Below are 26,561 nucleotides of genomic sequence, written 5' to 3'. Positions count from 1 at the left end.
ATGCTCGATACGCAATTAAAACAACAGCTGAGTAGTTATCTGCAGTTATTGCAACGGCCGGTCATCTTTACACTTGATGCTGGTTCGTCCGCAAACGGCCAGAAAGTTCGTGACTTCTTAAACGAAGTGGTTGCCCTCTCACCCAAGCTAACACTGGTTGAAGGACAGCTTAAGCGTCAACCAAGTTTTACGATTGATGCTCAGGATCAAACCCCTTCTGGGATTACCTTTGCGGGAATTCCACTCGGTCATGAGTTTGAGTCATTTGTATTGGCACTCTTACAAGTTTCAGGCCACGCACCGAAAATTTCGGCGACGGTTCGTCAACAAATCGAGGCAATTGATCAGGACCTGCACTTTGAAACTTTCGCTAGTTTGAGTTGTCATAACTGTCCAGACGTTGTGCAAGCGCTGGACATCATGAGTGTCTTGAACCCACATATCACTCATACAATGATTGAGGGTGGTATGTTCCAAGATGAAGCAACTGCTAAGGATATTATGGCCGTCCCGACCGTTTTCTTAAACGGTGAGGAATGGCATAATGGCCGAGCAACACTGGAACAATTGGTCAACAAGGCACGCGGCCATGCGGCTGTAGCTGCCGTAAATGACACGGTTGCCAAACAACTATATGATGTTTTGATAATTGGTGGTGGTCCTGCTGCGGGTGCTGCAGCGGTTTATGCAGCTAGAAAAGGTCTGCAAACTGCCGTTGTAGCCGACCATATTGGTGGTCAACCACTTGAGACAGTCGGGATTGAAAATGTGATTGGCACCGACTACATCGAAGGCGAACAACTGATGCAAAACATCCAAGCCCAGATGACTAAGTATGACGTGACGTTAATTGACGGCCAGGAGGTAACGGGGGTTACCGCTGGCACACCAATTAGTGTGAGTTTGAAAGGCGATACAATGCTTGAAGCTAAAACGGTCATCGTTGCGACTGGTGCACACTGGCGCCAGGTTAATGTTCCTGGCGAGGCGGGATTTCTCAACAAAGGTGTGGCATATTGCCCACACTGTGACGGCCCATTATATAAGGGCAAGCAAGTCGCAGTGATTGGCGGTGGTAACTCTGGTATTGAGGCAGCTATTGACTTGGCTGGCCTTGCTAAGCACGTCACCGTTCTTGAATTTGGCGATCACATTGCTGCGGATGCCGTTTTACTGAAGAAGGCCCAGTCGTTAGCAAACGTTGATTTGCTGACTAATGCTGAAACCACCGAAATTACCGGTGATGGTCGCGTGAACGGTCTCAATTATACGGATCGAACGGATCAGTCAACCCATCAGTTAAGTGTGGACGGCGTGTTCGTTCAAATTGGACTAGTGCCTAACACTGCTTGGCTGGGTGACACATTGAAGTGTAACGATCGTCATGAAATTGAAGTGGATCGCTTCGGTGCTACCAGCATGCCAAACGTATTTGCGGCCGGTGATTGTACTGATTCGGCCTACAAGCAAATCATCATTTCAATGGGTGCTGGTGCCACTGCGGCACTTGGTGCGTTTGATGCTTTAACGCGCATGTAATTTTTCATGAGATTAATAAGAGAGTTGTCAGCTTCTTGTTTGGCTGGACAACTCTTTTTTGATTTGTGAGACTGCCGTCTCCAGTTACCAGAAATCGGAGGCGGCGTTGCCGTGGGGTCGGTCCGAGCCGAAGGGCGGTCTCGAACCTCGAATTCAAGCCTCGCCAAAACCCGTGCGAGTCTTCAATTCGACCCTGACTGGTGGAAAAACCACCAGTCATTTCACGACAAGCCCCCGATTTCTGGTAACTTCCGACTACGGTTGTTGTTTGAAAATAAGTCAATCAGGACTACCTTGGGGAACGTACCAAAAAAAGTGAATTGTTACTGGTAAGTGAATTGAACGAAATTGATTATGAGTCAACATGTTGTTGCAATGATCATTCACTTTTAAGTGCTAATCAGTATGCTTGCTATGCCCATCAAGTTGATTTGTCGGGATATGGCTAACTGTATTGATGTACATTCTTACGGAATATAAAGCCGTCCAATCAGCGTATGTAATTATCATAAAGTAAAGAATAACTTTAAATTCTGCTAAAACTTAGGCTGGTTACCTGACAGGTCATCTTTTTTTGCGGTTAAATCATGGTAAACTGTTAAACATTGGGAACAAATTGAAGAGACTGATTAAAGGAGTATTGGACCTTGAAAGTGACTATTTTATTAGTAGAAGACGAATCGGGTTTACGGTCGTATTTGGCGTCTGAATTAAAATTCGAAGAGTACGATGTAATTGCCGTTTCAACCGGTGAAGATGCTCTAGATGTCTTTAAAGAACGACAAAATGATATTTCGTTAATTATTCTAGATTGGATGCTACCGGGGATTGATGGCCTAGGTGTGTTGCGTAAAATTCGCCGTCATTATGAGGTGCCCGTGATTATGATGACTGCTCGTGATTACGTTGGTGATAAGGTTTCAGGCCTTGATGCCGGGGCAGACGATTACATCACGAAGCCATTTGAAACGGAGGAATTATTGGCCCGAATTCGCGTGATTTTACGACACAACAACCGCAAGAACGTCACTGATCGACTTTACCATGTCGGTGAAGTGACCCTAGATACTAAAACCCGTCAGGTCTTTTACGAAGATGCTGAGATTCAATTGACACAACGGGAGTATGATTTGTTGCTGACGTTTATGAAACAACCAGGTGAAGTTTTAACCCGAGACGAATTATTGGACCAGGTTTGGGGCACCAATTTTGACGGCCAAATCAATATTGTCGATGTCTACGTGCGTTATTTACGAAATAAATTTAAGGATCATGTTTCAGATGATTTGATTGAAACCGTGCGTGGTGTCGGGTATCGTTTGAAGGACGTGGCCGATGAAAATTAAGCTATTCAATACCAGCGCATGGCGGATTACACGCGTGTATGCGATGTTACTCGCTGGGTTAGCTGTCATGATGAGCCTGGTGATCATCCTAGTAGTAGGGGTTAAGCAGTATCAGGCCCAAACTCAAAAAGCCATCGGAATTGCGCGTGCTTTGAAGCGTAGTTCGATAGCGACTAAGGATGACTGGCTGTGGTGGCGAGTTGGGAGTTCTACCAATAGTCACCATACATTTATTAAAATTCAGGTTTCACCGCAGCATAAAAAACAAAAATTATTTTATTCACCTCATACGAAAAAGTTTTTGAAAAACAACCAACTTGGTAAGACCTATCAATTAACTGACAACGTTCATTATTCAGCAAAGACTGGGTTTTATTATCATGCCCAATCCAACGCGCCAGCTGATGGTAAGTGGCCGGCTGCTCGTTACGACGTCTGGGTGGAGTTAAATGGTGCAATTAATCTATTATGGTTATTGATTCGTTTAATTATCTTAATTACCTTACTGTTCTTAGTTTTGGGAACCTGGCTGATTTACCTGTTGGCACGACGATTGAATCGACCGCTAGTCCAGTTGACTGAAGCCTCGAAACGTACTAATCGAGATATTTCAAAAACTTACCAAAACCAATTACCCATTCCCGCCTCGCCGCAAGAAGTCCATGATTTAAGTGTCGAGTTTAATCGGCTACTTAAATCGTTGAGTGACCAAGCGCAAGCGGACCGGCAGTTCGTGTCAAATGCCTCTCATGAACTTAAAACGCCAATCGCGGCCATTAGGGGGCACGTCTCGCTGATTCAACGACGGGGAGAACAGCATCCGGAAATCATTCCAACGTCGTTAGCGTACATTGACGAAGAGTCTGAGCGGATGCAGCGCTTGATCGAAAGTCTGTTGCGATTGTCACACGCTAATCAATTAGAGTTAACAACGGCGGTTATTGATGTGAGCCAACTCGTGCACCAAGTGGTACAAAGTGCCCAGACATCGATGCCTCGGACCATCGATGTACACGTACAGGCCCATGTTAGTGCTGAAACAAATGGTGATGCTGTACGACAGATTTTGAACAGCCTGATGGCCAACGCCAATAAGTATTCACCGGCAGATACGACCATGACGGTTTCGTTGACGGCCGATACCAAGAACTTCACTTTGACGGTAGCCGATGAAGGCTGTGGGATTGAAGATAGTCAAAAGTCACAGGTTTTCAACCGATTCTACCGCGCTAAATCAGTCCGCGACCAAATTGAAGGCAATGGGCTTGGATTGGCAATTGTTCAGCAGTTGGTGAATTTAGCACAGGGCCAAATTACCGTTGAAGATAATCAGCCTCAAGGGACGCGATTTATAGTGACGTTACCACGCTTAAAGCCGGTTCAACAAGATTCTGAGAAATTCTCAAACTAAATTCGCTTGTTTTAGAGTGAACCCCTTTTCAAGACTAAGTAAACTAAGCTTAGTCATCGGAAAGGGGCTTTTTTATGTTTAATGATCGTAGCGCCAGTCATGGTGACCAAGTTATCTCAACTTGGCTTCATCAACATCGCGTTGGCGTACACTTCTGTATCAAAGTTGTCGCTTACACCGTAATTTTGCTCGCTTTGATTTACCTTTATGACTACAACGGTGTCAACGGTGGACACTTTATTTATAACGAATTTTAGCGAAAATGAGGCAGAGATATGATTGAAGACGTTATTAGAGCAATTAGCGCTCAAGCTGTTGCTCACCCTGATCGGGTCGCATACGATTACCTCGGTCAAACTTATACCTATCAAGAATTAGAAACGCAGTCCACGATACTGGCCAATCACCTGACGCAGCAATTTGGCGTTGATAACCAACAGCCCATCCTAGTCTATGGTGGTCAAACGTTTGAGATGCTGGTAGCCTTTTTGGGCGCTGTTAAGTCGGGACATGGTTACATTCCTGTTGATGTTCATTCAGCAAGTGATCGGATCACATCAATTTTAGAAACGGCCCAACCGGCTTTAGTGATCGCGGTTGAACCATTGCCTGTGAAAGTCGCAGTGCCAGTTTTAACGCGTAATGATATGCAGACGCTCATGGTGAAGCCGGTCACTGAGGTGGTTAATAATCCAATCTTTGATGATGAAACGTTTTACATTATTTTTACGTCTGGTACCACTGGCAAACCAAAAGGGGTTCAAATCAGTCATCAAAATTTGGTCAGTTTTGTGAATTGGATGATAAGTTGGCAAGCTTTTGAAGACCGCAATACCTTGCTACAACCGGCCTTTTCATTTGACCTGTCAGTCATGGCACTTTACCCAACGCTGGTCAGTGGGGGGACTTTGAAGGTCTTACCAAAAAACACCACGGATAATTTTGCGGTGATGTTTCAAACCTTACCGACACTAGATTTAAATACTTGGATTTCTACGCCGTCGCTGATTGATATCTGTCTGCTTGATTCAAATTTTGATCAGGCACACTACCCAACGCTTGACCGGTTCTTGTTCTGCGGTGAAGAGTTAACGCATCAAACGGCTATGAAGCTCAAACAGCAATTTCCTGCTGCCAAGGTGTTTAACACTTATGGGCCTACTGAAGCTACCGTTGCTGTGACTAGTGTCGAAATCACGGCTGATATTCTAGCAACTTGCGACCGGCTACCGATTGGATACGTTAAACCAGATACTCAGATTTTAATTGATAATGATCGTGCCGATGGTAGTGGTGAATTGTTAATTGCCGGGCCTGGTGTGTCTAAGGGGTATCTGAACAACCCAGTTAAAACTGAGACAGCCTTTTATCAACAACATTCTGAGCGGGGATATCGAAGTGGTGATTTGGGTTACTACAAGGGTGACTTGCTGTTTTATAACGGTCGAACCGACTTTCAAATTAAGTTGAACGGCTACCGAATTGAGTTGGAGGAAGTTAACCATCACTTGTCCAGTGTTACGATGATCAAACAAGGTGTAGCAGTACCGAAGTATGACCGGCAACATAAAGTTAAGCAGCTGGTGGCAATCGTCGTTTTAGATGATGCACTTGATCAAACACAAAATTACACCATGGCTATCAAGCAACAGCTTAGTCAAGATATGATGCCATATATGGTGCCACAACGGTTTATTTTTAAGAAACAACTACCGCTTAGTGCTAACGGTAAAGTTGACATCAAAGCCTTGATTGCGGGCGTTAACCCTCATGATTAATTTGCAGCCATATGCCAGTCCAACTTACTTTTTGATTTTGATTGGCACGTTATTACCAGCCATGGTGGCGCTGTATTTCGGAAAACGATTACCCGTCTATGAAGCACTCTGGACGTTTGGTTTTCTGGTCGTCACCTTCGGCGGTAATCATTGGCATCAAGGCCTTGCGTTAATTGGTTACATGATTTATCAAGCACTATTAGTGGCAGGGTACCAGTGGTATCGGCAACGGTCAAACCAGACATCGGTATTTGTGACCCTAGTTATCGCTAGCATCTTGCCGTTAGTGGGTGTGAAATTAGCACCGGTCGTGCCAGCGCATTCATTATCATTGCTCGGCTTTTTGGGCATTAGTTATCTGACGTTCAAGGCGGTGCAGGTGATCATGGAACTGCGCGATGGGACGATCAAAACAATCCGAACGTGGGAATTTTTACGGTTCTTGCTATTCTTTCCCACGGTATCATCTGGACCAATCGACCGCTTTCGGCGCTTCCAAGCAGACATTACGGTGGTACCAGATCGAGGCCAGTACGTTGAAATGCTAGATACTGGGATTCAGTATCTGTTCCGAGGTTTTGTTTATAAATACCTGCTTGGCTATGTCTTTGGTACGCTTTGGCTGCCTAACCTAGCCCACATGGCGTTGGCGAATCGAAACGCATTGGGTGGCACTGGTATTTCATGGCAGCTGATACTTTATATGTACGATTACAGCATGTACTTGTTCTTTGATTTTGCGGGCTACAGTTTGTTTGCGATTGGTGTGAGTTACTTTTTGGGTGTCAAAACTCCGGCTAACTTCAACGCCCCGTTCATTGCCCACAACATTAAGGATTTCTGGAATCGGTGGCACATGTCGCTGTCGTTTTGGTTCCGTGATTTCATTTTCATGCGGGTAACCTTTTTCATGATGAAAAAACGACTGGTCAAAGGGTCGGTTCGAATCTCGCAGCTAGCTTACTTGATTAACTTTTTAATTATGGGCTTTTGGCACGGTGTGACCTGGTATTACATTGTGTATGGTTTGTTCCACGCCTGTGCCATTATCCTCAACGATTGTTGGTTACGGTTCAAGAAGCGGCATCGACAACTCGTGCCACATAACCAGTGGACAGAACTATTCAGTATTTTTATCACGTTTAACACGGTTTGCCTGAGTTTCTTAATATTCTCAGGTTTCTTAGACACGCTTTGGCGGCATTAACTTTTTTGAAGAGGAGAACTTTTTATGACAACACAAGCAACGGTAATTGAAATTTTAAACGATTTAACGGGCAATGACGTGAGCCAAAAATTAGATGATAACTTGTTTGATACCGGCTTGCTGGATTCGATGGCTTCAGTCCAACTGGTGATTGAGTTGGAAGAACGTTGCGGCGTTTCAATTCCAATTTCTGAATTTGATCGTAGCGAGTGGGATACGGTCAACAAAATTGTGGCGAAAGTGACTGCTTTACAATGAAAAAGCATCGCTTAGCGTTAGCTGTGATGCCGGTTGTCATCGCAGTTGCAATTGTGGCGCTGCTATTTGGATTACCAAGACGGGCACCACATTATCAAAAAAAGACGTTACAAAGGGCTGCCATTTCGCTATCGACTAACGTTTTTAAGGGGCAGGCCATTAAAACGCAGGCCATGGATCGTGGTTATGTGCCGTTCTTTGGTTCGTCCGAGTTAGCACGACTAGATGCCATGCATCCAAGCGTACTCGCTGCCAAATATAAGCGCTCTTACCGACCTTTTTTACTGGGTCGAGCCGGAACACAGTCGTTGGCGCAATACTTTGCTATGCAAGATATGACACCGCAGCTATACCGTAAGAAAGCTGTCATGATTATTTCACCACAGTGGTTCACCAAACACGGTCAGTTACGTGAAGCCTTCGCAATTTATTATTCACCGCTGGCTACGAGTCGGTGGTTATTGCAGGCAAAGCCTTCTGAGGCCAACCAATATGCTGCTAAACGTTTACTGAACATGAAAACGTCCGCAAGTAAGGGGACAATGGGGGCTGCCGTTAAACGAATTGCTCGGGGAAAAGCAATTACGGTGGCACAACGACGCTATCTTCAGGTTCGGTTAACCATGTTACAGCACGAGGATCAGTTATTCGGCCAAATTGGGTTGAATGATAAGCTCAAAAAATTGAAACATGGGAAAAAACAGTTGCCAAAACATGACAACGCTACCTTATTGGATAGTGTGGCGGTCAAACTTGGTCGACACGATACGTCCAATAATCGGTATGGTATCGATAATTCACTGTACAGTCACCGGTTGAGTCATGGGCGAATGAAGCGGTTAAAGAATAGTCAGCGCCACTATGATTATCGGCAGTCACCAGAGTACGCCGATCTGCAATTAGTGCTAACGACTTTCAAACAACAACATACCAATGTGATGTTTGTGATTCCGCCAGTAAATGCTAAGTGGTCTCGCTATACTGGTTTGTCGACGTCAATGATGCAACAGACCAGTACTAAAATTACGCAACAACTTCGTCGCCAAGGGTTTACCAACATCGTAGATTTGAGTCGCGATGGCGGTCAGGATTACTTCATGCAAGATACCATTCACCTTGGTTGGCGGGGGTGGTTGGCCGTTGATAAACGAGTTCAACCGTTTTTGGAGAATGCACAGCCACTGCCTAAATTGCATTTGAATGATGCTTACTTTAGTAAAGATTGGCAACGTCAGATTGTTAAATAATCATTTAGAAAAAATTAGTAGTTAACTGCCGCCTTCGGCCGCCAGTAGTCTGGTTGGCGGTTAGTGGCTGTGGGACCGGCTTCAACCGCTGCGCGTTTTCCGCCTCAGGTTTGAGCCTTGCTGAAAACCACAAGTCTCAAACCTGTCCAATGATGTAAGCGTGAAGTAACCCAAGGCCAAGTCCGCCTTGCGTCACTTCACCCTAACATCATTTATCACTGCCACCACCCGCCAACCAGACTACTTCTGGCACTACGGCTACTGAACGATTGAAAAGTGAATCATGACTCTCAGAAGTAGATTTAGTTCGCTCGAATAAACATTAAGTACTGGGTAGTTATTGTCACTGGCTGAACTAATTTACAATTTATCTGCTGTTTATATGGAATTAGTAGTAATCAATATTTTTTGTAAGATGTGGACCACATTGTAACGAGAACGGAGGACTAGCGGGGCTTGTCCGTAGTAGTGACAAGTCAATCTTTGCGCTTTAGCGCTTAGATTGACTGGACGGTTGTGAGACTCGGTTCTTGAGGCTCACAACCGAAGCGTAAGACACGTGGGTTTTGCGTGGCTGAAGCTGGTCCCATTACAATGGGCAAGGTCCGCTAGTCCGGAGTGGTAGTGACAGTGTAAAAATAAGAGCCACTGAGATGTCATTTGGACGTTCTCAGTGGCTCCATTTGGATAAATTGGTTGCTAGTTCAACGGCATATTGGTAGATGGAATATCAATAATGTAATCGAGCAGGCGTGTTGTATAAGTTGGATGGTTAATATTATCGTTCACGGTCACCTGGAGATCATGCAAATGGTCAGTGATAATCCCATTCACATTTTGAAATAATGCGGCTTGAATGGCCGTATCTGAATTAACGGTCCAAGCATAGACGCGTTGATGATTGGCGTTAGCTTCATCCACAAAATCGTCGTTTAAGGTCGAATACTCCATGGTGTAGCCGTTGGCCGGCGTGTGAGGAAAGGCCAAGTTATACGGTAAAATAAAGCTGACATACTGCTTAGGATCCGTTTGTTTCAATCCTTTGACCACGCGATATGACAGTGAGTGAATCTCATCGTGATCGGCCCGTAACCGTTTGGCGTATTTTGAGGTAAACAGTTTTAGCATATTACTTGAGTCGTGGGAAGTGACTTTAATTTCAACCAGCAATTTTTGATGAATTGATTCGGCTGCTGTTAGGTAATCGTCAAAACTGGCTATTTTTGCAGAATAGCCGTTTTCGTGAGCGGTCAAAGCGGTAAGTTGCTTGAGCGTCATTTGGTAAGGAGCTCGGTTAACACCAGTTAATTGTTTCAAATTTTCGTCATGCATCACCACAAATTGGTGATCTTTAGTTTCGTGAATATCCATCTCAACGTAATCTGGGTGTTCTTTGCTGGTTTTTTTCAGTGCCGGAATGGTGTTTTGCACACCGTTGCCACTGTCGACACCACGGTGAGAGATTTCGAGTGGCTTAGTGACCGTAAAGCCTTGCAAATAAACCACATTAAAGGTCACAACGGAGAGGGCGACCAGCAGCATGGCACCGATGATCAGCACCCGAGGTTTTCGTCGTTTGCGGATGAAGCTTGGTAGTAATCTGACGGGTGAGAGGAGATCATTCAGCAGAATGCGCATTAACCCGAAAGTAGAAAAGATGACGACAAATTGCGCAACCAGTTCGATTAGTACCAGGTTAATGACGGCAACAGTCAAAGCAAACGCGGTCGTTTGACCGTCAGCTAGAGCTTGCCCAATCAGAATCACACTGTAGCAGATTAACGCCGCAGCTGAGATCATTAACGATAAAATTGTAATGTTTAAAAAGTACGACCAGGTCTTGCCCCGAGTTTTTCGCCAACTTTCAGCAATTGCTTGCCGAACACTGTGTTGTAAAATGACAAGGTTGGGTAAGACGAAGAGCAGTCGGATACCAAGGTACAGTACGATGAGATAGGCAATCGTAAGTAATAAAAGCAGCCAGGGATTAGCGTTGATATAAGTTAAGATAAAATCTGGAATTTTAACCTTTGCTAGCAGAGCCGTTTTAAAACCAATTTCAGAAAAAGGCAAAATTAGGATGAAATACCCTAAGAAGAAGCCGAATGATGATAACGATAGGCTTGGCGTCAATGACAGGGTATCCGCAAGCATTTCTCGGATCGAATAGCCGTGCCCCATCCGGATGTGGTAAATGCCAAGCATCAAGAAGGTGAATTGCCAGTAAACGAATAGTAAGGCCAGAATCAGCACCACGACCAGTAAAATTGACACGATTGGATGAGTAATTAAAATATTACCAACGTTGGTGTATGAAACGTAGTCAATACGACCGAGTTGCAGGATGCGGGCCGTCAGCCAATTCAACACTGGTATGATGATTAAACTCACGGTCAAGTTAATGCCTAAAATTAAGGTGGTGTAAGCGACCCACTTCTGGAAAAATTCATGGCGAATTTTATTGACGAAACTAAAATGATTCATTTGAACTCCCCGATTTCAAATAGAATTTATGATATGAACATAGTCTCATCATAGCAATCATGAAGCCGTTTGTCAGGTCAAGTTTTGTTGTAAGTCGTCCGCCTTGAGTGAGGCTATGGCGCATGATAGAGTGTCATCAAAAAGGAGCGAAATTCAATGCAGATACAGTTCAAGAAAATGTTGCTGGGTGGCTTATTAGGACTAGCAATCGGCATCGTGTGTTACACCATTTTATGGTTTTCACCTGCAACCTTGGATGCTCAAGGATTTGTTCAACAACCGTTTTATTTGGTGATCATTGGCGATTTAGCCATCTTTTTGGGGTTAGTCTTGATACTCATTCGGTGGGTGATGATGATTATTCGGCGGGTGAAAAAATAAAGAGTCGTCCATAATGGGCGGCTCTTTTATTGTTTTATTAGGGTAGAATAATTACTTTTCAGGTTGGTCCGCCGAAGCCGACAAATCATGAAGTTGCTTAAAATCAGCTAGTGTTTTGGTGTACTTATCAATGGCCATATCGGTGGCAAATTTGCCGAGTGGCAGGCGTAACGGAAGAGTATCGGCATGGTTGGTAACTTGATCATAGATGATTTCAGCGGCTTTGTCAGGGTCGCCGTCTTCGTGATGGGCGGTCTGTTCGTTCCATTCGATGGAGCCTTTAAATTCGGCGTAATCATCGATAGCAGGCATGGCTTTTTGAGAGGACCGGCCAGCCCAGTCAGTCCGGAAGCCGCTTGGTTCGATCAGCATGACTTTAATGCCGAGTTCGCCCACTTCTTTGGCCAGTGATTCACTCAGGCCTTCGACGGCATACTTGGTGCCGTGGTAGAACGAAGTGGTTGGAAATGAGAACAGGCCGGCAATTGAACTGAAGTTTACGATGATACCATTCCGTTGTTGTCGCATGATGGGCAGTACGGCGCGAGTCATATCGACTAAGCCCCAGACGTTGACGTCAAACATATAGCGTACTGCGTCCCGGTCACTTTCTTCAAAAGTTCCGAAGTAGCCTAAACCAGCGTTATTAACTAACACGTCAATAGTGCCGAAACGGTCTTTCACGGCTTTGACGACGTCTTTGATTTGAGCTTGATCAGTGACATCCAGGGTTAACTTTTGAATCTGACCATGGTCATATTGATCCAAGTAGTCGAGTTGATCAGTATGTCTTGCGGTGGCGACTAAGTTGAGGTCAGTTTTTTGAGCGAGTAGGGTTGCTAATGATCGGCCGAAGCCAGTTGAGGTACCAGTAATGAGCCATGTTTTGTTTGCCATAGTTGTGTACTCCTTTAATCATTAATACATCCATCATAAAACTTGGGGTGGGGTGTAGGTCAACTATTTTTGCTTGAGTTGATGTGATTAAGGGTTGTGAGCTCAGGTGATTATAATGAGAAGATTAATTTTCTGGCTTTAATTGCAGAAACCAGTACTTTATAATGAATTTGTATGTTTCTAAAATAAAATAAAAAGTTTCGAAAGAAAGTGAAAATATGAAAAAAAACAGAAGTGAGTCAATTTTAGAGTTTGTCAATCAACATCATCAAGTTGCTGTGAGTGAGTTGGCAGCAGCATTTGATGTGTCATTAGTGACAATTCGCAAGGATTTAACAACTCTCGAAGAAAAGGGATTACTAAAAAGGCATCACGGTATGGCCACCGTTAATGATAGCGACGACTTAAATTATCGGTTAGCCCAAAACTATGAAGTCAAGCAAAAAATAGCGATTGAGGCGGCGAATCTTGTTGAGAGTCAAGATACCATTATGATTGAATCGGGTTCAACATGCGCGCTTTTAGCACAGCAACTAGGTAAGCAAAAAAAGCAAGTTACGATTATTACCAACTCGGCTTTTATTGCAAACTTTGTCAGAAATTTTGCCTCTTTAACAATCATTCTGTTAGGTGGTAATTATCAACCACACTCTCAAGTGATGGTGGGACCATTAACTAGCCAAGCGATTGAGAATTTTAGTGTCAATTATCTGTTCGTTGGAACGGATGGTTTCGATGCTCAAAAAGGGTTTTATTGTAGTGATATGATGCGTGCCGAAGTGGTTAAAAAAATGAGAGCGAGTGCGCAACAGCTAACAATCTTAACGGATAGCTCTAAGTTTGAAAAAAGTGATTTAGTGCACCAATTTTCGTTAGACGAAGTTGACAACGTTATCACTGATGATCGAATTGAACCGCGTGCGAAAAAAGCCATTCATCAAGCACAGGTTAACATACAGACCGTTGCGAAGGAAAAATAGCTTGTTTTTATGATTAAATAGATTTATACTTGTTTCGAACGAAAGTACATTTACTTTCGAAAATAAAAACGAAACGAGGTTCTTACCATGACACGAATTTTTGGAAGCCCATCTACGTATGTACAACGAATTGACGTGCTATTTAACAGTATTGATCATATTACTGCACTTGGTCACCGTGCAATTGTATTAGCTGATTCAATCGTTTTTGGCATCGTTGGGGATAAGTACGTTGATTATTTAACTGATAATGGCGTAACTGTCAAAAAAGTTGAGTTTAATGGTGAAGCATCGACAACCGAAATCAAACGCGTGGTTAAAATTGGCGAAGAATTTGGCGCTGATGTCATTTTAGGCCTTGGTGGTGGTAAGACGCTTGATAGCGCTAAAGCCATTGGTGATGATTTAAAAATTAAAGTTGGTATTTTGCCAACTTTAGCTTCAACTGATGCACCATGCTCAAGATTATCGGTGCTTTATACCGATGATGGCGCCTTCTCAAAGTATCGTTTCTACGCTAAGAACCCCGATTTAGTTTTGATTGATACTAAAATTGTTGCTGGAGCGCCAGTTCGTCTTTTGGCATCAGGTATTGCTGATGCTTTGGCAACTAACGTCGAAGCCCAAGCAGTCGCAAAGGGTCATAATGATACGATGCTTGGCGCAAAGCAAACCGCTGTTGGTGCTGCAATTGGCGAAAAGTGTGAGGAGACACTGTTTAAGTATGGGTTAGAAGCCGTTACGTCGGTGAAAAATCACGTTGTTTCGAAAGCACTTGATAACGTTGTTGAAGCTAACACTTTAATGAGTGGTCTTGGCTTCGAAAGTGGTGGGTTAGCTGCAGCACACGCGATTCATGACGGATTGACGGCGTTAAACGGACCAGTTCATGAAATGACTCATGGTGAGAAGGTGGCCTTTGGGACGTTGACACAATTGTTCTTAGAGGGTGCAGATCGTGATCGATTTGAGAAATACCTCAAATTTGACCTTGAACTTGGGCTACCAACAACGTTTGCAGACTTAAAGTTGGCAGACGTTAGTGATGAGGATTTAATGAAAGTCGGTCAACAAGCGACCTCTCCAGAAGATACTATGAAGCAGATGCCATTTGAAGTTACACCATACGACGTTGTTCAGGCTATGAAGGGCGTTGATGCTTATAGTCGAGATTTTCAGGCGAAACTTAAATAAGCTCTTGCATTTCTCATTTAATTCGTTATAATTCTAATTAATATTTAATGTCGGACTTACAAACAAGTAGCACTTTATCTGGGTGTCAGGAAGTTGGCGGTTGCTGCGAGCCAATCAGGGTAAAGTTGTCGAACTACGTAGACGTCGACGATGGGTAACGCTAGAAACCATTATCTTCTGGTGAGTGGTGTACAAGTGTACACAATTTGGGTGGTACCACGGTAGATGTCTGATCGTCCCTGTTGCAGAAATGCAATGGGGGCGATTTTTTATTTTAGGAGAGATGACGATGAGACAAACCAATGGCGGGATTGCGCGATATTGATTGACTAAGCAGACGTTGAAACAAAAAAATGAAAACGAGGTTGATGAATATGCAAAAGATAAAGTTGAGCTTAAGAGAAGCGCTAGTGATGTTAATTTTGATTTTGGCGATTATGGGTGTCGGCGTGATTGGATTAGGGCTTTCACCGCAAGTACCCGTGTTATTGGCAATTACCGTGACGATTTTTTGGGCTAAGTTTAAGGGCTTGAGCTGGGATACAATTAACGCGGGGATTAAAGATGGTATCGATAAAGGCATTATTCCCATTGTGATTTTTATTTTAATTGGTGCCATGATCAGTACTTGGATCGCAGCCGGGACAATTCCCACGCTAATGGTGATCGGCTTTAAAGCAATTAGTGCGCAGTGGTTCTTACCGACCGTCTTCTTAGTTTGTTCGCTGGTCGGCGCTGCAGTGGGGAGCTGTTTCACCGTGGTATCTACCGTAGGAATCGCCTTCTTTGGGATTGGGGTCACTATGAACTTTAGTCCGGCGCTGGTTGCCGGTGCCGTAATTTCTGGTGGTGTCTTTGGTGATAAGTGCTCACCACTTTCTGAAACGAACAACTTGGCAGCTGCCGTTGTCGATACCGATTTATTTGATCACATGAAGACAATCCTTTGGTCAACGTTGCCAGCCGCTGGGGTTTCAGCCATCGCGTACGCCATTCTTGGTTTTGGTCACAACCATGCCAATCTAACTAAAATTAATACAACGGTGGCCGCACTCAGCCAAAACTTCCATATCTCTTGGATCGCACTCATCCCAATCGTTTTGGTTTTCGTTTGTGCTGGCTTTAAAATGGCAGCCATTCCAACGATGCTCTTAAATGTACTGGTTTCTACGATTATGATGTTTTTCAATAACCCGCAACTTAACATGACGAAGGCTAGCACGATCATTACTAACGGATTTGTTGCAAAGACTTCAAATACTGAGGTCAATCTGCTGCTATCTCGTGGTGGCATCGTCAGCATGATGCCAACTGTGGCCTTGATCGTTTTAACCCTGTCACTTGGTGGTTTGTTAGTTAACTTTGGCTTGATTAGCGCGGTAATGACACCGCTGGCTGCTAAACTTAATTCCCATGCCAAACTGATTACAGCTGCATTGGCGGCTTGCATCGGCATTAACATTTTTGTTGGCGAACAGTTCTTGTCAATTATCCTGCCAGGACGTTCATTTAAGGAAACCTTTAATCACGATGGTCTAAAGAGTTCGGCATTAGGTCGAGTGCTTGAAGATGGTGGGACTGTGTTGAACTACTTGGTTCCATGGGGCGTTGGTGGCGTGTTCTTGGCCAACACACTCGGTGTCGCTACGATGAGTTACTTGCCATTCGTATTCTTCAGCTTGCTTTGCCCAATTATGTCACTCGTAAGTGGTTTTACCGGGTTAGGCCTTAAAACGCAGTCAGAGACTGTGAAAGGTCAGTTGTCCCAAAGTTAATTTTACAAATCCATTGTATTTCATCTGACTTTTCAACTGATAAATGATAGACTAAGAGTAAGAAAACGAAGGGATGGGATTACATGGCATTAAACCTCACTAAAGAAGAACTCAAGCAGTATGATGGTAAAGACGGTCACAAAGCATACGTTGCAATCGATGGTACAATTTATGATTTAACGGATATCGATGCTTGGAAGGGCGGTAACCATCATGGTTTAACTGCTGGTAACGACCTTTCTGAACAAATTTTAAACGCCCCTCACAAGAAGAGCGTTTTGGCTAAGTTGCCAGTTGTTGGGCAATTAGTTGACTAGTTACTTATCGTTACAAAATCGAATTTGATTCGTGCACTAACTTCGCTCAGGCGGGGTTGGTGCTTTTTTGTCTGCAGAGTTGGTATTTGTTTCTGGGACGCTTCAACTTAAATTGATTAAAAAGTCATTACTGTTGGGAGAGCGACGACTTGATAAACCCAGTTAATTTGAAAATCACGGATAATCATTATTAAGCACCAAGAAAGTACTTTAAATTCCAAAAAATTATTAGTGATGTTCAAACAAATGGTATGATTAAAGCATCATTAAAAATTCGGAGGCCTTCTCATGTTACCTTTTGCAAATGATTATTCACGGGGTGCGCACCCTAAAGTACTTCAGGCTTTGGTTGATACCAACTTAGATGCTCAGCCAGGGTACGGAGTTGATCAATATAGTTTACAAGCAGCTGAAAAAATCAAAGCTGAAGCGCAGTGTCCAGATGCGGATGTTTTCTTCATCGCTGGTGGGACACAAACCAATGCGGTGGTGATCTCTAATCTATTAGATGGTGATGAAGGGGTGCTGGCCGCCGATTCGGGCCACGTGAACTTTCATGAAGCCGGTTCGATTGAATACACCGGCCACAAAGTGCTCACGATACCTCAACGAAACGGTAAGTTGACTGCAGAGGCCGTTCAAGACTACTTGGATGACTGGCAGGCGGATGAGAACCACGGCCAGATGGTGGCACCAGGTGTTGTCTACATTTCGCACCCAACTGAGCTTGGAACGCTGTATAGCAAACGTGAATTAGCTGATTTAGCAGCCGTTTGCCAGACTAACCACTTACCTTTATTCATGGATGGTGCGCGGCTAGGCTATGGTTTAATGAGTCCAGCGAGTGACCTGACCTTAGCCGACGTTGCCAAGTACTGTGACGTATTTTATATCGGCGGTACCAAAGTCGGTGCGTTATGTGGTGAGGCAGTGGTTTTCACAAAGCGCAATACGCCTAAACGGTTTTCAACTAAAATCAAGCGACAAGGTGCCATGCTTGCGAAGGGCCGATTACTGGGCGTTCAGTTTGATGCTTTGTTTACCAACGGCCTGTACTTTGATATCAGCCAACATGCGATTGATTTAGCCATGACTTTGAAACAGACGTTGCACGATAAGGGGTACACCTTCTTAGTTGATTCGCCGACCAATCAACAATTCGTCGTTGTGACCAACGAGCAGTACGATCAATTAAAACAGCATATTGAGCTATCATTTTGGGAAAAAGTAGATGAGCAGCATACGGCGATTCGCTTTGTCACCAGCTGGTCGACAACCGAGACAGAAGTCCAGCAACTCATTTCATATTTATAAAATAAAAATCGCAAATAATTGACTTTCGGAATAGACCTTTCAGAGCGTGGACGTTAAGTTGTCAGCTTTGAAAGGCCTTTTACATTGTCACGCTTTTGTAATATTAATTACATTAAAAAATAATTGAATTTTTCAAGTGAATTACTAGTTATAGTGACATAATTATGGTAATCTATGGTTGGAAAATAGTCGTTTTGGGGTTTTTGATGGATTATCAGTCGGTTTGAAGTAACAGTCCAATAGGGGGATGGCAACTATGAAACAAACAACTATTGCTAAACGGGTCCTGGTTTCTGGTGCAGTTTTGAGTGGTTTCTTAATTTCTGGTGCGATACAAGCACAGGCGAGCGATGGGCAGACAGAATCCAGTGAGGCGTCGACTGCAACTGTGAGTACGACGCAAACGACAAGTAATTCGGTAACACTGCAGTCTTCGAGTTCTGCCAGCTCTGCAGTGGTCAATTCTGAGACAAGTGGGTCATCATCAGTAAGCGAAACATCAGCGAAGTCAACCACTGCCAATCAGACAACTGGGCAGGCGGCAAACAGCCAATCAACTGATTCGCAACCTGCAACTAGTGACAAGCAGTTTAGTGAGTCCACTAAAGTGAGCGAAGCGGAAAAAGTTACTGCGACCGTTCAAAGCGATACTTCAACTACCAATGTACCTAAGACGTCAGAGAAATCGGCATCAACTTCTCAGGTGAGTGCTGCCAAGAGTCAAACGACACCGGTGGCGCCGACGGTTAGTTATAAATCGGCTCGATCAGTTCAAACAGCTGTTGCTGCATCTGTCGTCAAGGCAGATTTAAATTTAACGGCTGAAAACACTGAAGTTCAAGCTGGCCAATCAGCCACATTTGACCTTAATTTAGTAGTTAATGGTATTAACCAAACGATGAATCAGCAGCGGTTGGTCATCAACCTGCCGGAACAGTTTAAACTCTCAAATGATCTTGATTTAACAATCGATGGTGTGACACCAACGATTAATCAGGATGGAACGCAACTGATTTATCAATTCACGGCACCGACAAATGGCTTATCGATTTCTAAACAGTTCGTCTATTCAACAGCCGACCAAGTGGTTTTAAATGGCGCCAAGGCGACGATGAGTGCACACTATTTTGATGGGGATACGCAACTCGCTGATTCTGGCGAACAGACAGTGACGGTGACGTCGACTGCTCAGTACGGGGTCACCAATCAGGTTATCGGGGTTCTTGCTCATGATGAGAACGGTGATATTGCGGTTGATGAGAATGGCGACTCACCAATTGACAAGACTAAAATTTCTGGTTACGCAGGCGATTTAATGGTTTATCAAGTTGGTATTTCAGCGCCTAAAAACCTGGTTGGTCAAGCATACTTTGAACCTGGAACACCTATAAAGTTATCCTATTTAGTACCTAAGGGAATGACTTTTGTTGCCGTGGATAATAGTACGGTCAAGCCTACAGGGTATCTGAATGCGAATGGTGATCCTATCTTGGTATTCAGTTTGGAGGCACCTAGCTTAGAAGACCAGTTGGCAGCGACGGATAACTTATTTAATCAATATTTCAACATCGTTCTTCGAATTAATTCTGACACACCTGCTTTTACTTCGCTATCAACGTTGAGCCAAGTTGAAGCAACCTCAGTTAACGGTGAACAAATTACTTCGGCTACTGCGGAAAGTACAATTCAAGTTTCAAAGTATTATCCGTCAGATTACATTCCTGTAAATGGTACTATAACTTATCATTATAACTGGGGTCCGGCTGATGGTGAAGGTAATTTAGCCTCGGGCGCCGGACATGTTGATCCAACGGTTTATTCGAATGCAAAGTTAGCGTTTCAAATGCAGACTGGTCCTGCTGAATTTTATTATGAAGATGGTTCGGATAAAGGACCAGACTGGGGCTACTTTATGATCAAAAAGTACGTTGCCGTTTATAACGTTGACGCTCATTTGAATGTAGATCAGATGGCAATTAGTCAGCCGGAATCGTGGGTTTTGGGTGATGATACGCCGATACCGTTCCTTGTGACACCGCTAATGAATATTTACGTTCGTTACCAAGATGAGTCTGAATTTGAGGATACTCCCATTTTAACTAATGTTACGACCACCAATGGGTTTATTGATATGTCCCAATATGTGGATAATGCACGGGGAGTTGCCCAAATCAAATTTGATTATACGGTCAGTCCTCAAGGGCTTACGACGGCTGTAAAGTTCATCATGTCGCCTAAAGCAGGGTACTATGGCACGGTTTCCAATGATTTTACCGTTGATATTGCGGGTACCGATCCAACGGGTGATTTTGACGCTCAAGAAGTACTGTTTTCTAAAAAGGGTGCGATTATTGTCGGAAATCTTGATGGGACACCAAGCAGTAAAACGGGAGAGGACGTTAACCAGCTTGATGGAACAGGGTATTTAGTACCAGACGGTTCAGCTTTGGACCAGCGCGAAGAATACAACCAATTTATGCAGCCCCAAACCGCCGAAATCGTAGCCCCAGCAGAAAACTCACCACGGGTCCTCAATGAAAGCCTTCAACTTCTCAATCAGACCAACGATCGGGCAACTACCGGTGATAACGTGTTACAGGTCATGGTTGAAAACAACCAGGCATCGCTCCAATCCTTTAGTGGCTTAAAGAGTTATGTGTTCCTACCAACTGGCATGACTTATACGGGTACGGATGCCAACGTCACGACAACTGCGGTGGATAATGGTACCATGCTCACCATTAACTGGGCTGCGACTGCCTTAGCACCGGCACAACAAAATTGGTTGCAACTAGCCGTTAACATCGATCCAACGCTCAAAGTGGGTTCATTAACGCCAGTTATTTATTCAACTGTCACTGAAACTGATACGGTGGCGCCATCTAATTTAGATCCAACCAGTACATCACCAGTTCAGCTACTACCTGATACTAGCGATATTGATGGGAATGCTGCAACCGAAAACGTCTTCGTGTTGCCGCAGACGTTCTTATTAAATTCTGATTCAAATGAAATCCACGTTGCAGCAACCGCAACCAACCAAGCCGGTGAAACAGGCCAATTAGTGAAGACCGCGGTCGGGCAGAAGGCTCAGTATGGCTTATCATTTACGCCAACTTCGGATCAAGGGTTGCAAAACGTTACGATTATTGGGACGTTACCTGCCATTAATGACGTTTCCATCAGTGATCCGACCGTTGCCCGTGACACGACGGTAACCGTTACTATGACGGGTCCAGTGGTATTACCAGCTGATTGGCAAGGCTTAGCAACTGTGAGTTATGCGCTGAAATCGGCACCAGACCAATACTTGGCAGAAGCGGAAGTGTCAAACTTTAGTCAGGTAGCTAGCTTCAAGATCACTTATACTGGCGACGCGTACTTACCTACCGATACCACTTCGCTAGTTGTGCCAGTGAAGGTTAACTCACAAGCGCTTGTTGCCCAAACAGCGTACATGAGTTACAGTGTGGCAGCCAATGGTCTTAACGCGACTGAAGGACTTAAAGCAGGCTTGTTGGTTGGCTATGGGACGGGCCAGTTGGACGATGGCATCCACGTGATGACGAAAGTTCAAGTACCAGAAGGTGTGGCAATCAAGGTCCAGACGCCAACAACGGGTGTCGCAATCAAAACGCAAGTACCAGTTGGCGTGTTCGTGACGCCAGACAAGTATTACGATAATACGGTGCCACCGACAAATGAGGGCACATCAACTGACACGCCGACGGGGACACCAGCAGAAACACCGACCAGTACACCTGAAACGTCAGTTGAAACGACACCACCCTCAATTTCATCTGGGACAGACGATAATCAAACGGTCACGCCAATTACTGAGTCGGATGGCGATCAGGTTAATCAACTAACCGAACCAGATAAGCTGAACCAGCAGGCGACAGCCAATGGCGTCACCATCCAGTCATTGATCAGTACGCCAGTTGAAAAAGACTCGACTACGACTACATTGCCACAAACCAGTGAACAACGTAGCACTATTTTTAGTCTGATTGGTTTAGCACTGCTTGGCGCGTTGAACTTAATTGGTATTCGATTCAAGAAACATGAACATTAACCAAACAAAGAAAAGTGTCGCAACTTCGCTCATTGAAGTTGCGACACTTTTTTATGACGATAAATCAGTTTGTCAGGTCAATCAGGTGTAACTGAAGTGCCTTGGCTACCGCTTCGGCCCTGGAAAAGACGCCCAGTTTATTATAAATACTGGTCAAATGCGATTTAACGGTCCGTTCACTAACGCCAATATCAGACGCAATTTCCTTGCTGTGATAGCCCTCCGCTACTTCCGTTAAAATCTGGTGTTCTCGGGGTGAAAGGTCAATCGTTGTGGCAGGCGCCGGAGTTGCCGAAAAGGCTTTGCTCGCAATCCGTGGTTCAATGTAGGTCTCACCGTTCATGGCACCACGCACCACGTTTAAAATGGTTTCTTTATCGGCATCTTTCAGCAAAAAGCCACGTGCACCGAGCTGCATGGCTTGCTGGATAGGCTGTTGATCATCGAATGTTGTGAGGACGACGATTGACAACTCAGGTGACTCGTCGTGTAACTGCTTGATGAGCGAGATGCCATCCAGTTTGGGCATGCGGATGTCGGTGATGACTAAGTCTGGCTGTAATTGATGAACTTGGTCAAGTCCATCTTCGCCGTCAACGGCGGTTCCAATCACGGTTATATCAGAAACCGTTTCGAAAATTAATTCGAGACCTGCCCGTAACAATTGGTGATCATCCACAATTAAAACGTTGATCAATTTAAGCCAGCTCCTTTCTTTCAGTTGGTAGGGTGAGTGTGACGGTCGTCCCTTCGCCCGGTGAACTTAAAACGGTAATCACGCCATTGAGTTGCTGGGCTCGTTCTTGAAGTCCTTGAAGTCCAAAGTGGCCATGCTTGGGCTTAGCGGTGATGTCAAACCCAGTTCCAAAATCAATAATTTTCAGCTTGAAAATATCATCATGAAGCTGGCTAGTAATCAATGCTTGGTCAGTTTCAGCGTGTTTAGCGACGTTAGTGAGCGCTTCTGTTACGATTCGAGTGATTTCAGTCAACTGACTAGGTGAGTAATCAGGAATTTCACTAAGTTGAATGGTAGTGGTGATGCGGTAATTTTTGCGGATGGCTTCGGTTGTCAATTGTAGTCGGGCAGGTAAACTTTCTTCGGTCGTGCTACGCAGTTCGGTTAACGTTGTTCGTGATTCTTGCAACGCATTCCGAGCTGAATCAACACTGGTATCAATGATCTCTTTAGCTCGTTGCGGTTTACTTTGGTCCAAAAAGCTACTTGCGGCTTCAAGTTGCATGACCACGCCAGCCAGTCCCTGAGTGAGTGTATCGTGGAGTTCACGTGCCACCCGCTGACGTTCAGTTCGAATGGCGGAAGCTTCGACTTGCTGGTAGGCGAGCTGTAATTCATCATAGAGCGCCTCAACTCGACGACGTTCGGCGACTTGACGTTGGTAGAAGCGCCAGTAGTAAAACACGATGGCCATCACAAAAACGAAAGCCTGCATGGTCACGAGTGCCATGATCCAACCCACGATCCAAGAATAGGCAACCCACATCATGAGGTAAATGGCCGTTAGCCAAGCTAGGATTCGATTTGGATGTTCGTAGCAAATGATGGCTTCGATAGTAAACACCGGGTAGGTACCAATCGTAATGACAGGCGCACTAACCGGCATCATAATAATGTAAGCCAGTAATAGTAACACAGGTAGCCCAATCACTAGACGACGGTGCCAGGCAAAGATCCGGGGGCTAAACCAGATGACGCAAATGATACAAAATATCATTAGAGTGACTAACAGAGACATCATGGCATGATTAGCTGGTGGCCTTTGTGATGATAACTTAGACCAATTAATCCCTTTGGTTTGTAAGGCAATCGCCACCACACTACTGGTCAAAACATAGATGGCAACAAAGCCAATCATGATCATCCAGACGATGAGTGGCCCCCGAACGGAACGCAGGGTTTGAATTTTTTGTGTTTTGGTCAGGTTCCCCATGATGATACTCCCTTCAACGTTTCTTGGTTATTATTTTACACTTTCTGGACCTAGATGAATGATCTTATTCACGAAATAACCCGCATGACTTAGGGAGGTCATACGGGTTACTAGCACTATGGAAATGATTCAATTAGATATGTTGTTAGGGTGATATCTAATGAATAACGATTTGAGAAATCACGTGAATTTGGACTTCATTAACACAATGACGTTAATCAGCTGACAGTGCGTCAATTGGGTTTAATCGCGCTGCACTTCGAGCCGGTAACATCGCAGCTAAGAGCGAAATAATGAGCGCGATGATGAAGACCACAATGACGCTACTTGCAGAGATTTGAACGAATGGGTAGTTGGCAATATTTGCCAAAAGGTGGTTGGTCACGGCACTCCCAATGAAGGCGACGACCGTGGCAAAGGCAGCACTTAGTACCCCGATGATGAGTGATTCGCTAATGAATAAACGACGCACGTCACGTTTACTTTCACCAAGCGCACGTAAAATACCAATTTCCTTGGTTCGGGCGCTGACAGACATGTACATGGTGACGATGATCATCAGAGCAGAAACCACTAATGAAATGGCGGCGATGGCTGCCAAAATGTTGGTAGCAAGACTGACGTAAGTCTGAATGGTCCCAATTAAGGATTCAACGGAAACGGCCGTGAACTGACGCTTTCCATTTGTTTTCAACTGATTCATCTGCTTCGTGGTTGACTTCACGTTATCCAGGGTGTTGACCTTGACGGCAGCACTGGTTGCAGTGGTTGAAACGTTTGCTTTCTTCATAGCATCAGTAAACGTCTTCGTGTTGACGTACGTGTCGTTAGCCATGCCCATACTGTTCGAACTTGAGGTGATACCGGCAACCTTAGCTTTAAACTTAACGGTTACCATACGGTTGTTCTGATTCAACGTCTTGTAGGATAAGGTAATGGTTTTACCGATCAGTGATTTATAGTTCTTTTTAAACTTTTTAGCAACACTCGCTTTATCGATCACAATTTCGCCGGCCTTTGGTTGATGACCATTTTTGATGGTATTTTCGGTCGCACTGGCCGTCCAGTTTTGAAGCGTTGAAATCGTGGCTGACTTCCCAGCATATTTGGCCGTAACGGCACTGGCTGAGTAAATTTTATCAACTTTAGTGACGTGGTTAAGTGATTTTAACTGACTGATATTTTTATCAGAGATGGTTGCTTTTTTAGCAGTTGCGGCAGTAGTTGGACTAGCCGTGCCTGTGCTTTGAGCTGCAGCCGCTTGTTGTTGCTGAGCTGCTTGTTGACCACCAGCAGCTGACTTACTCGTTTTTTGATAGCGACTCACCGTCACAACTTGTGGGTTAACCATGTCATTAACCTGTTTATTGATGTAGCCGTTGATACCGTTACCCAACCCAGAGAAGAGCATAACGGCAAATAACCCGATGGCAGTTCCCAAGACGATTAGCGAGTTACGCCAGAAATTGTATTTAAAATGCTTGTAGGCAGTACGATATGCAACTGAGGCCGGAAGCAATTTGGATTTTAGTCGTGGTTTCTTACTGACGGCGTATGCATCCCGAAGCGTAGTATCGTGGTCGATCTTACCATCTTCAAGGTGAACGATTCGGGTGCCGGCGTCTGCGACTGACTGAGAGTGGGTCACAGTGATGACTAGTCGACCTTCTTGTGCGATACCGTCCAAAATCTGGAGAACTTCCTCAGTGTTTTGAGCATCAAGTGCACCAGTTGGCTCATCAGCAATAATCACTTTCGGATCACTTGCAAGGGCCCTAGCAATCGCGACCCGTTGTTTTTGGCCACCAGAGAGTTGGTTGGGGTACTTAGCGGCTTGGTCTTTTAATCCAACCCGCTTCAACAAAGACATGGCGCGTTCGTGACGTTCAGTTTTATTGAGGGTCGTCATGTCCAATGGAATCAAGACGTTATCAAGCACGGTGAGATGGTTGATCAGATTGTATGCCTGATAGATGTACCCAATTGTATCCCGGCGATAAGTATCCATGGCTTTTTCGTCATTGTGATTCAGACGTTTGCCATCAATAGTCACACTTCCCTGAAATTGGCGATCAAGGCCACCGATGATGTTCATCAAGGTAGACTTGCCACCACCGGATTCACCTAAAATTGATACGAATTCGCCTAAGTCAAAATTTAAATCGATGCCCTTGAGCACCGGAAACTCTTCCTTACCTAAGTAGTAGGACTTATGAATGTCCCTTAGTTCTAAATAGCTCACGTTGTTGCCTCCCAATTTGATTAAGTGACACTATCTTAACTTTGTTAGTGAGGTGCAACATCGACCAAAAGGACATCAAAAAACTGCCCGTTTGGGCAGTTTTTTGATTATGAAATGATATATTCATTTTAGATTAATGAAACTTTCGTCTCCAGTTACCACTT

The 26,561-nt window shown here is 44.5% G+C and carries 20 protein-coding genes; 15 read left to right on the top strand and 5 right to left on the bottom strand.

Going from position 1 to position 26,561, the window contains the following annotated elements; genetic code table 11:
- The 8 genes from ahpF to dltD all read left to right on the top strand — a co-directional run bounded on the left by ahpF (position 1) and on the right by dltD (position 8,786).
- Positions 1-1,539, top strand: a complete 1,539-nt coding sequence (ahpF, locus tag FD04_RS03145) for an alkyl hydroperoxide reductase subunit F (protein ID WP_056946929.1) — start codon at positions 1-3, stop codon at positions 1,537-1,539.
- A gap of 647 nt (positions 1,540-2,186) precedes the next feature.
- The gene (locus FD04_RS03140; RefSeq protein ID WP_054699462.1) at positions 2,187-2,885 is read left to right on the top strand and encodes a response regulator transcription factor; all 699 of its coding nucleotides are present in this window, start codon (positions 2,187-2,189) and stop codon (positions 2,883-2,885) included.
- Complete coding sequence (locus FD04_RS03135; RefSeq protein WP_056946926.1) at positions 2,875-4,296, top strand: HAMP domain-containing sensor histidine kinase; 1,422 nt, start codon at positions 2,875-2,877, stop codon at positions 4,294-4,296. The genes FD04_RS03140 and FD04_RS03135 overlap by 11 nt, the downstream gene beginning before the upstream one ends.
- A gap of 74 nt (positions 4,297-4,370) precedes the next feature.
- Positions 4,371-4,553, top strand: a complete 183-nt coding sequence (locus FD04_RS12860; protein WP_054699467.1) for a teichoic acid D-Ala incorporation-associated protein DltX — start codon at positions 4,371-4,373, stop codon at positions 4,551-4,553.
- 18 nt (positions 4,554-4,571) lie between these two features.
- Entirely contained in the window at positions 4,572-6,074 is a 1,503-nt protein-coding gene (gene dltA, locus FD04_RS03125) for a D-alanine--poly(phosphoribitol) ligase subunit DltA (protein WP_056946923.1), read from the top strand.
- Positions 6,067-7,281, top strand: a complete 1,215-nt coding sequence (gene dltB, locus FD04_RS03120; protein WP_056946920.1) for a D-alanyl-lipoteichoic acid biosynthesis protein DltB — start codon at positions 6,067-6,069, stop codon at positions 7,279-7,281. Before dltA ends, dltB begins: the two co-directional genes overlap by 8 nt.
- A 24-nt stretch (positions 7,282-7,305) precedes the next feature.
- Positions 7,306-7,539, top strand: coding sequence for a D-alanine--poly(phosphoribitol) ligase subunit DltC (gene dltC, locus FD04_RS03115; RefSeq protein ID WP_054699469.1), 234 nt, complete (start codon positions 7,306-7,308; stop codon positions 7,537-7,539).
- Positions 7,536-8,786: a D-alanyl-lipoteichoic acid biosynthesis protein DltD gene (dltD, locus tag FD04_RS03110; protein WP_056946918.1), complete on the top strand. Its 1,251-nt coding sequence runs from the start codon at positions 7,536-7,538 to the stop codon at positions 8,784-8,786. The genes dltC and dltD overlap by 4 nt, the downstream gene beginning before the upstream one ends.
- A 699-nt stretch (positions 8,787-9,485) precedes the next feature.
- Here the strand turns inward: dltD and FD04_RS03105 are convergent.
- Positions 9,486-11,270: a glycerophosphoryl diester phosphodiesterase membrane domain-containing protein gene (locus FD04_RS03105; protein WP_054699471.1), complete on the bottom strand. Its 1,785-nt coding sequence runs from the start codon at positions 11,268-11,270 to the stop codon at positions 9,486-9,488.
- Positions 11,271-11,426: 156 nt separating this feature from the next.
- On the opposite strand from FD04_RS03105, the gene FD04_RS03100 reads away from it, so the two are divergent.
- Positions 11,427-11,651 carry a DUF3955 domain-containing protein gene (locus FD04_RS03100; RefSeq protein ID WP_054699473.1) on the top strand — a complete coding sequence of 75 codons (225 nt, stop codon included), beginning with the start codon at positions 11,427-11,429 and terminating at the stop codon, positions 11,649-11,651.
- 51 nt (positions 11,652-11,702) lie between these two features.
- On the opposite strand, the gene FD04_RS03095 is transcribed toward FD04_RS03100, so the two are convergent.
- Entirely contained in the window at positions 11,703-12,548 is an 846-nt protein-coding gene (locus tag FD04_RS03095; RefSeq protein ID WP_056946915.1) for an oxidoreductase, read from the bottom strand.
- A 218-nt stretch (positions 12,549-12,766) separates the two neighbouring features.
- Here FD04_RS03095 and FD04_RS03090 point away from each other — a divergent pair, with 218 nt between their 5' ends.
- From FD04_RS03090 to FD04_RS03065, 6 genes are all read left to right on the top strand, one after another.
- A complete protein-coding gene (locus FD04_RS03090; RefSeq protein WP_056946913.1) occupies positions 12,767-13,528 on the top strand; it encodes a DeoR/GlpR family DNA-binding transcription regulator in 762 nt (253 codons plus the stop codon).
- Positions 13,529-13,615: 87 nt separating this feature from the next.
- Positions 13,616-14,722: a glycerol dehydrogenase gene (locus FD04_RS03085; protein WP_054699475.1), complete on the top strand. Its 1,107-nt coding sequence runs from the start codon at positions 13,616-13,618 to the stop codon at positions 14,720-14,722.
- Between the two features lie 374 nt (positions 14,723-15,096).
- A complete protein-coding gene (nhaC, locus tag FD04_RS03080) occupies positions 15,097-16,497 on the top strand; it encodes a Na+/H+ antiporter NhaC (RefSeq protein WP_056946910.1) in 1,401 nt (466 codons plus the stop codon).
- 83 nt (positions 16,498-16,580) lie between these two features.
- Positions 16,581-16,814, top strand: coding sequence for a cytochrome b5 domain-containing protein (locus FD04_RS03075; RefSeq protein ID WP_054699477.1), 234 nt, complete (start codon positions 16,581-16,583; stop codon positions 16,812-16,814).
- Between the two features lie 288 nt (positions 16,815-17,102).
- The gene (locus FD04_RS03070; RefSeq protein WP_056946907.1) at positions 17,103-18,128 is read left to right on the top strand and encodes a threonine aldolase family protein; all 1,026 of its coding nucleotides are present in this window, start codon (positions 17,103-17,105) and stop codon (positions 18,126-18,128) included.
- Between the two features lie 256 nt (positions 18,129-18,384).
- Positions 18,385-22,203 (top strand): LPXTG cell wall anchor domain-containing protein, encoded by a 3,819-nt coding sequence (locus FD04_RS03065; RefSeq protein WP_056946904.1) that lies wholly within the window; start codon positions 18,385-18,387, stop codon positions 22,201-22,203.
- 64 nt (positions 22,204-22,267) lie between these two features.
- Here FD04_RS03065 and FD04_RS03060 read toward each other — a convergent pair whose 3' ends face one another.
- The 3 genes from FD04_RS03060 to FD04_RS03050 form a co-directional block, all read right to left on the bottom strand.
- Positions 22,268-22,900, bottom strand: coding sequence for a response regulator (locus tag FD04_RS03060; protein WP_054699480.1), 633 nt, complete (start codon positions 22,898-22,900; stop codon positions 22,268-22,270).
- A gap of 1 nt (position 22,901) precedes the next feature.
- On the bottom strand, positions 22,902-24,155 hold the full coding sequence (locus tag FD04_RS03055; protein WP_056946902.1) for a sensor histidine kinase: 1,254 nt from the start codon (positions 24,153-24,155) through the stop codon (positions 22,902-22,904).
- A 214-nt stretch (positions 24,156-24,369) separates the two neighbouring features.
- Positions 24,370-26,397, bottom strand: coding sequence for an ABC transporter ATP-binding protein/permease (locus FD04_RS03050; protein ID WP_056946899.1), 2,028 nt, complete (start codon positions 26,395-26,397; stop codon positions 24,370-24,372).
- Between the last annotated feature and the right edge of the window lie 164 nt (positions 26,398-26,561).

Origin of the sequence: Secundilactobacillus odoratitofui DSM 19909 = JCM 15043, assembly GCF_001434895.1 — a bacterium.
GTDB lineage: Bacteria > Bacillota > Bacilli > Lactobacillales > Lactobacillaceae > Secundilactobacillus > Secundilactobacillus odoratitofui.
This window is presented reverse-complemented; position numbering and strand designations above follow the sequence as displayed.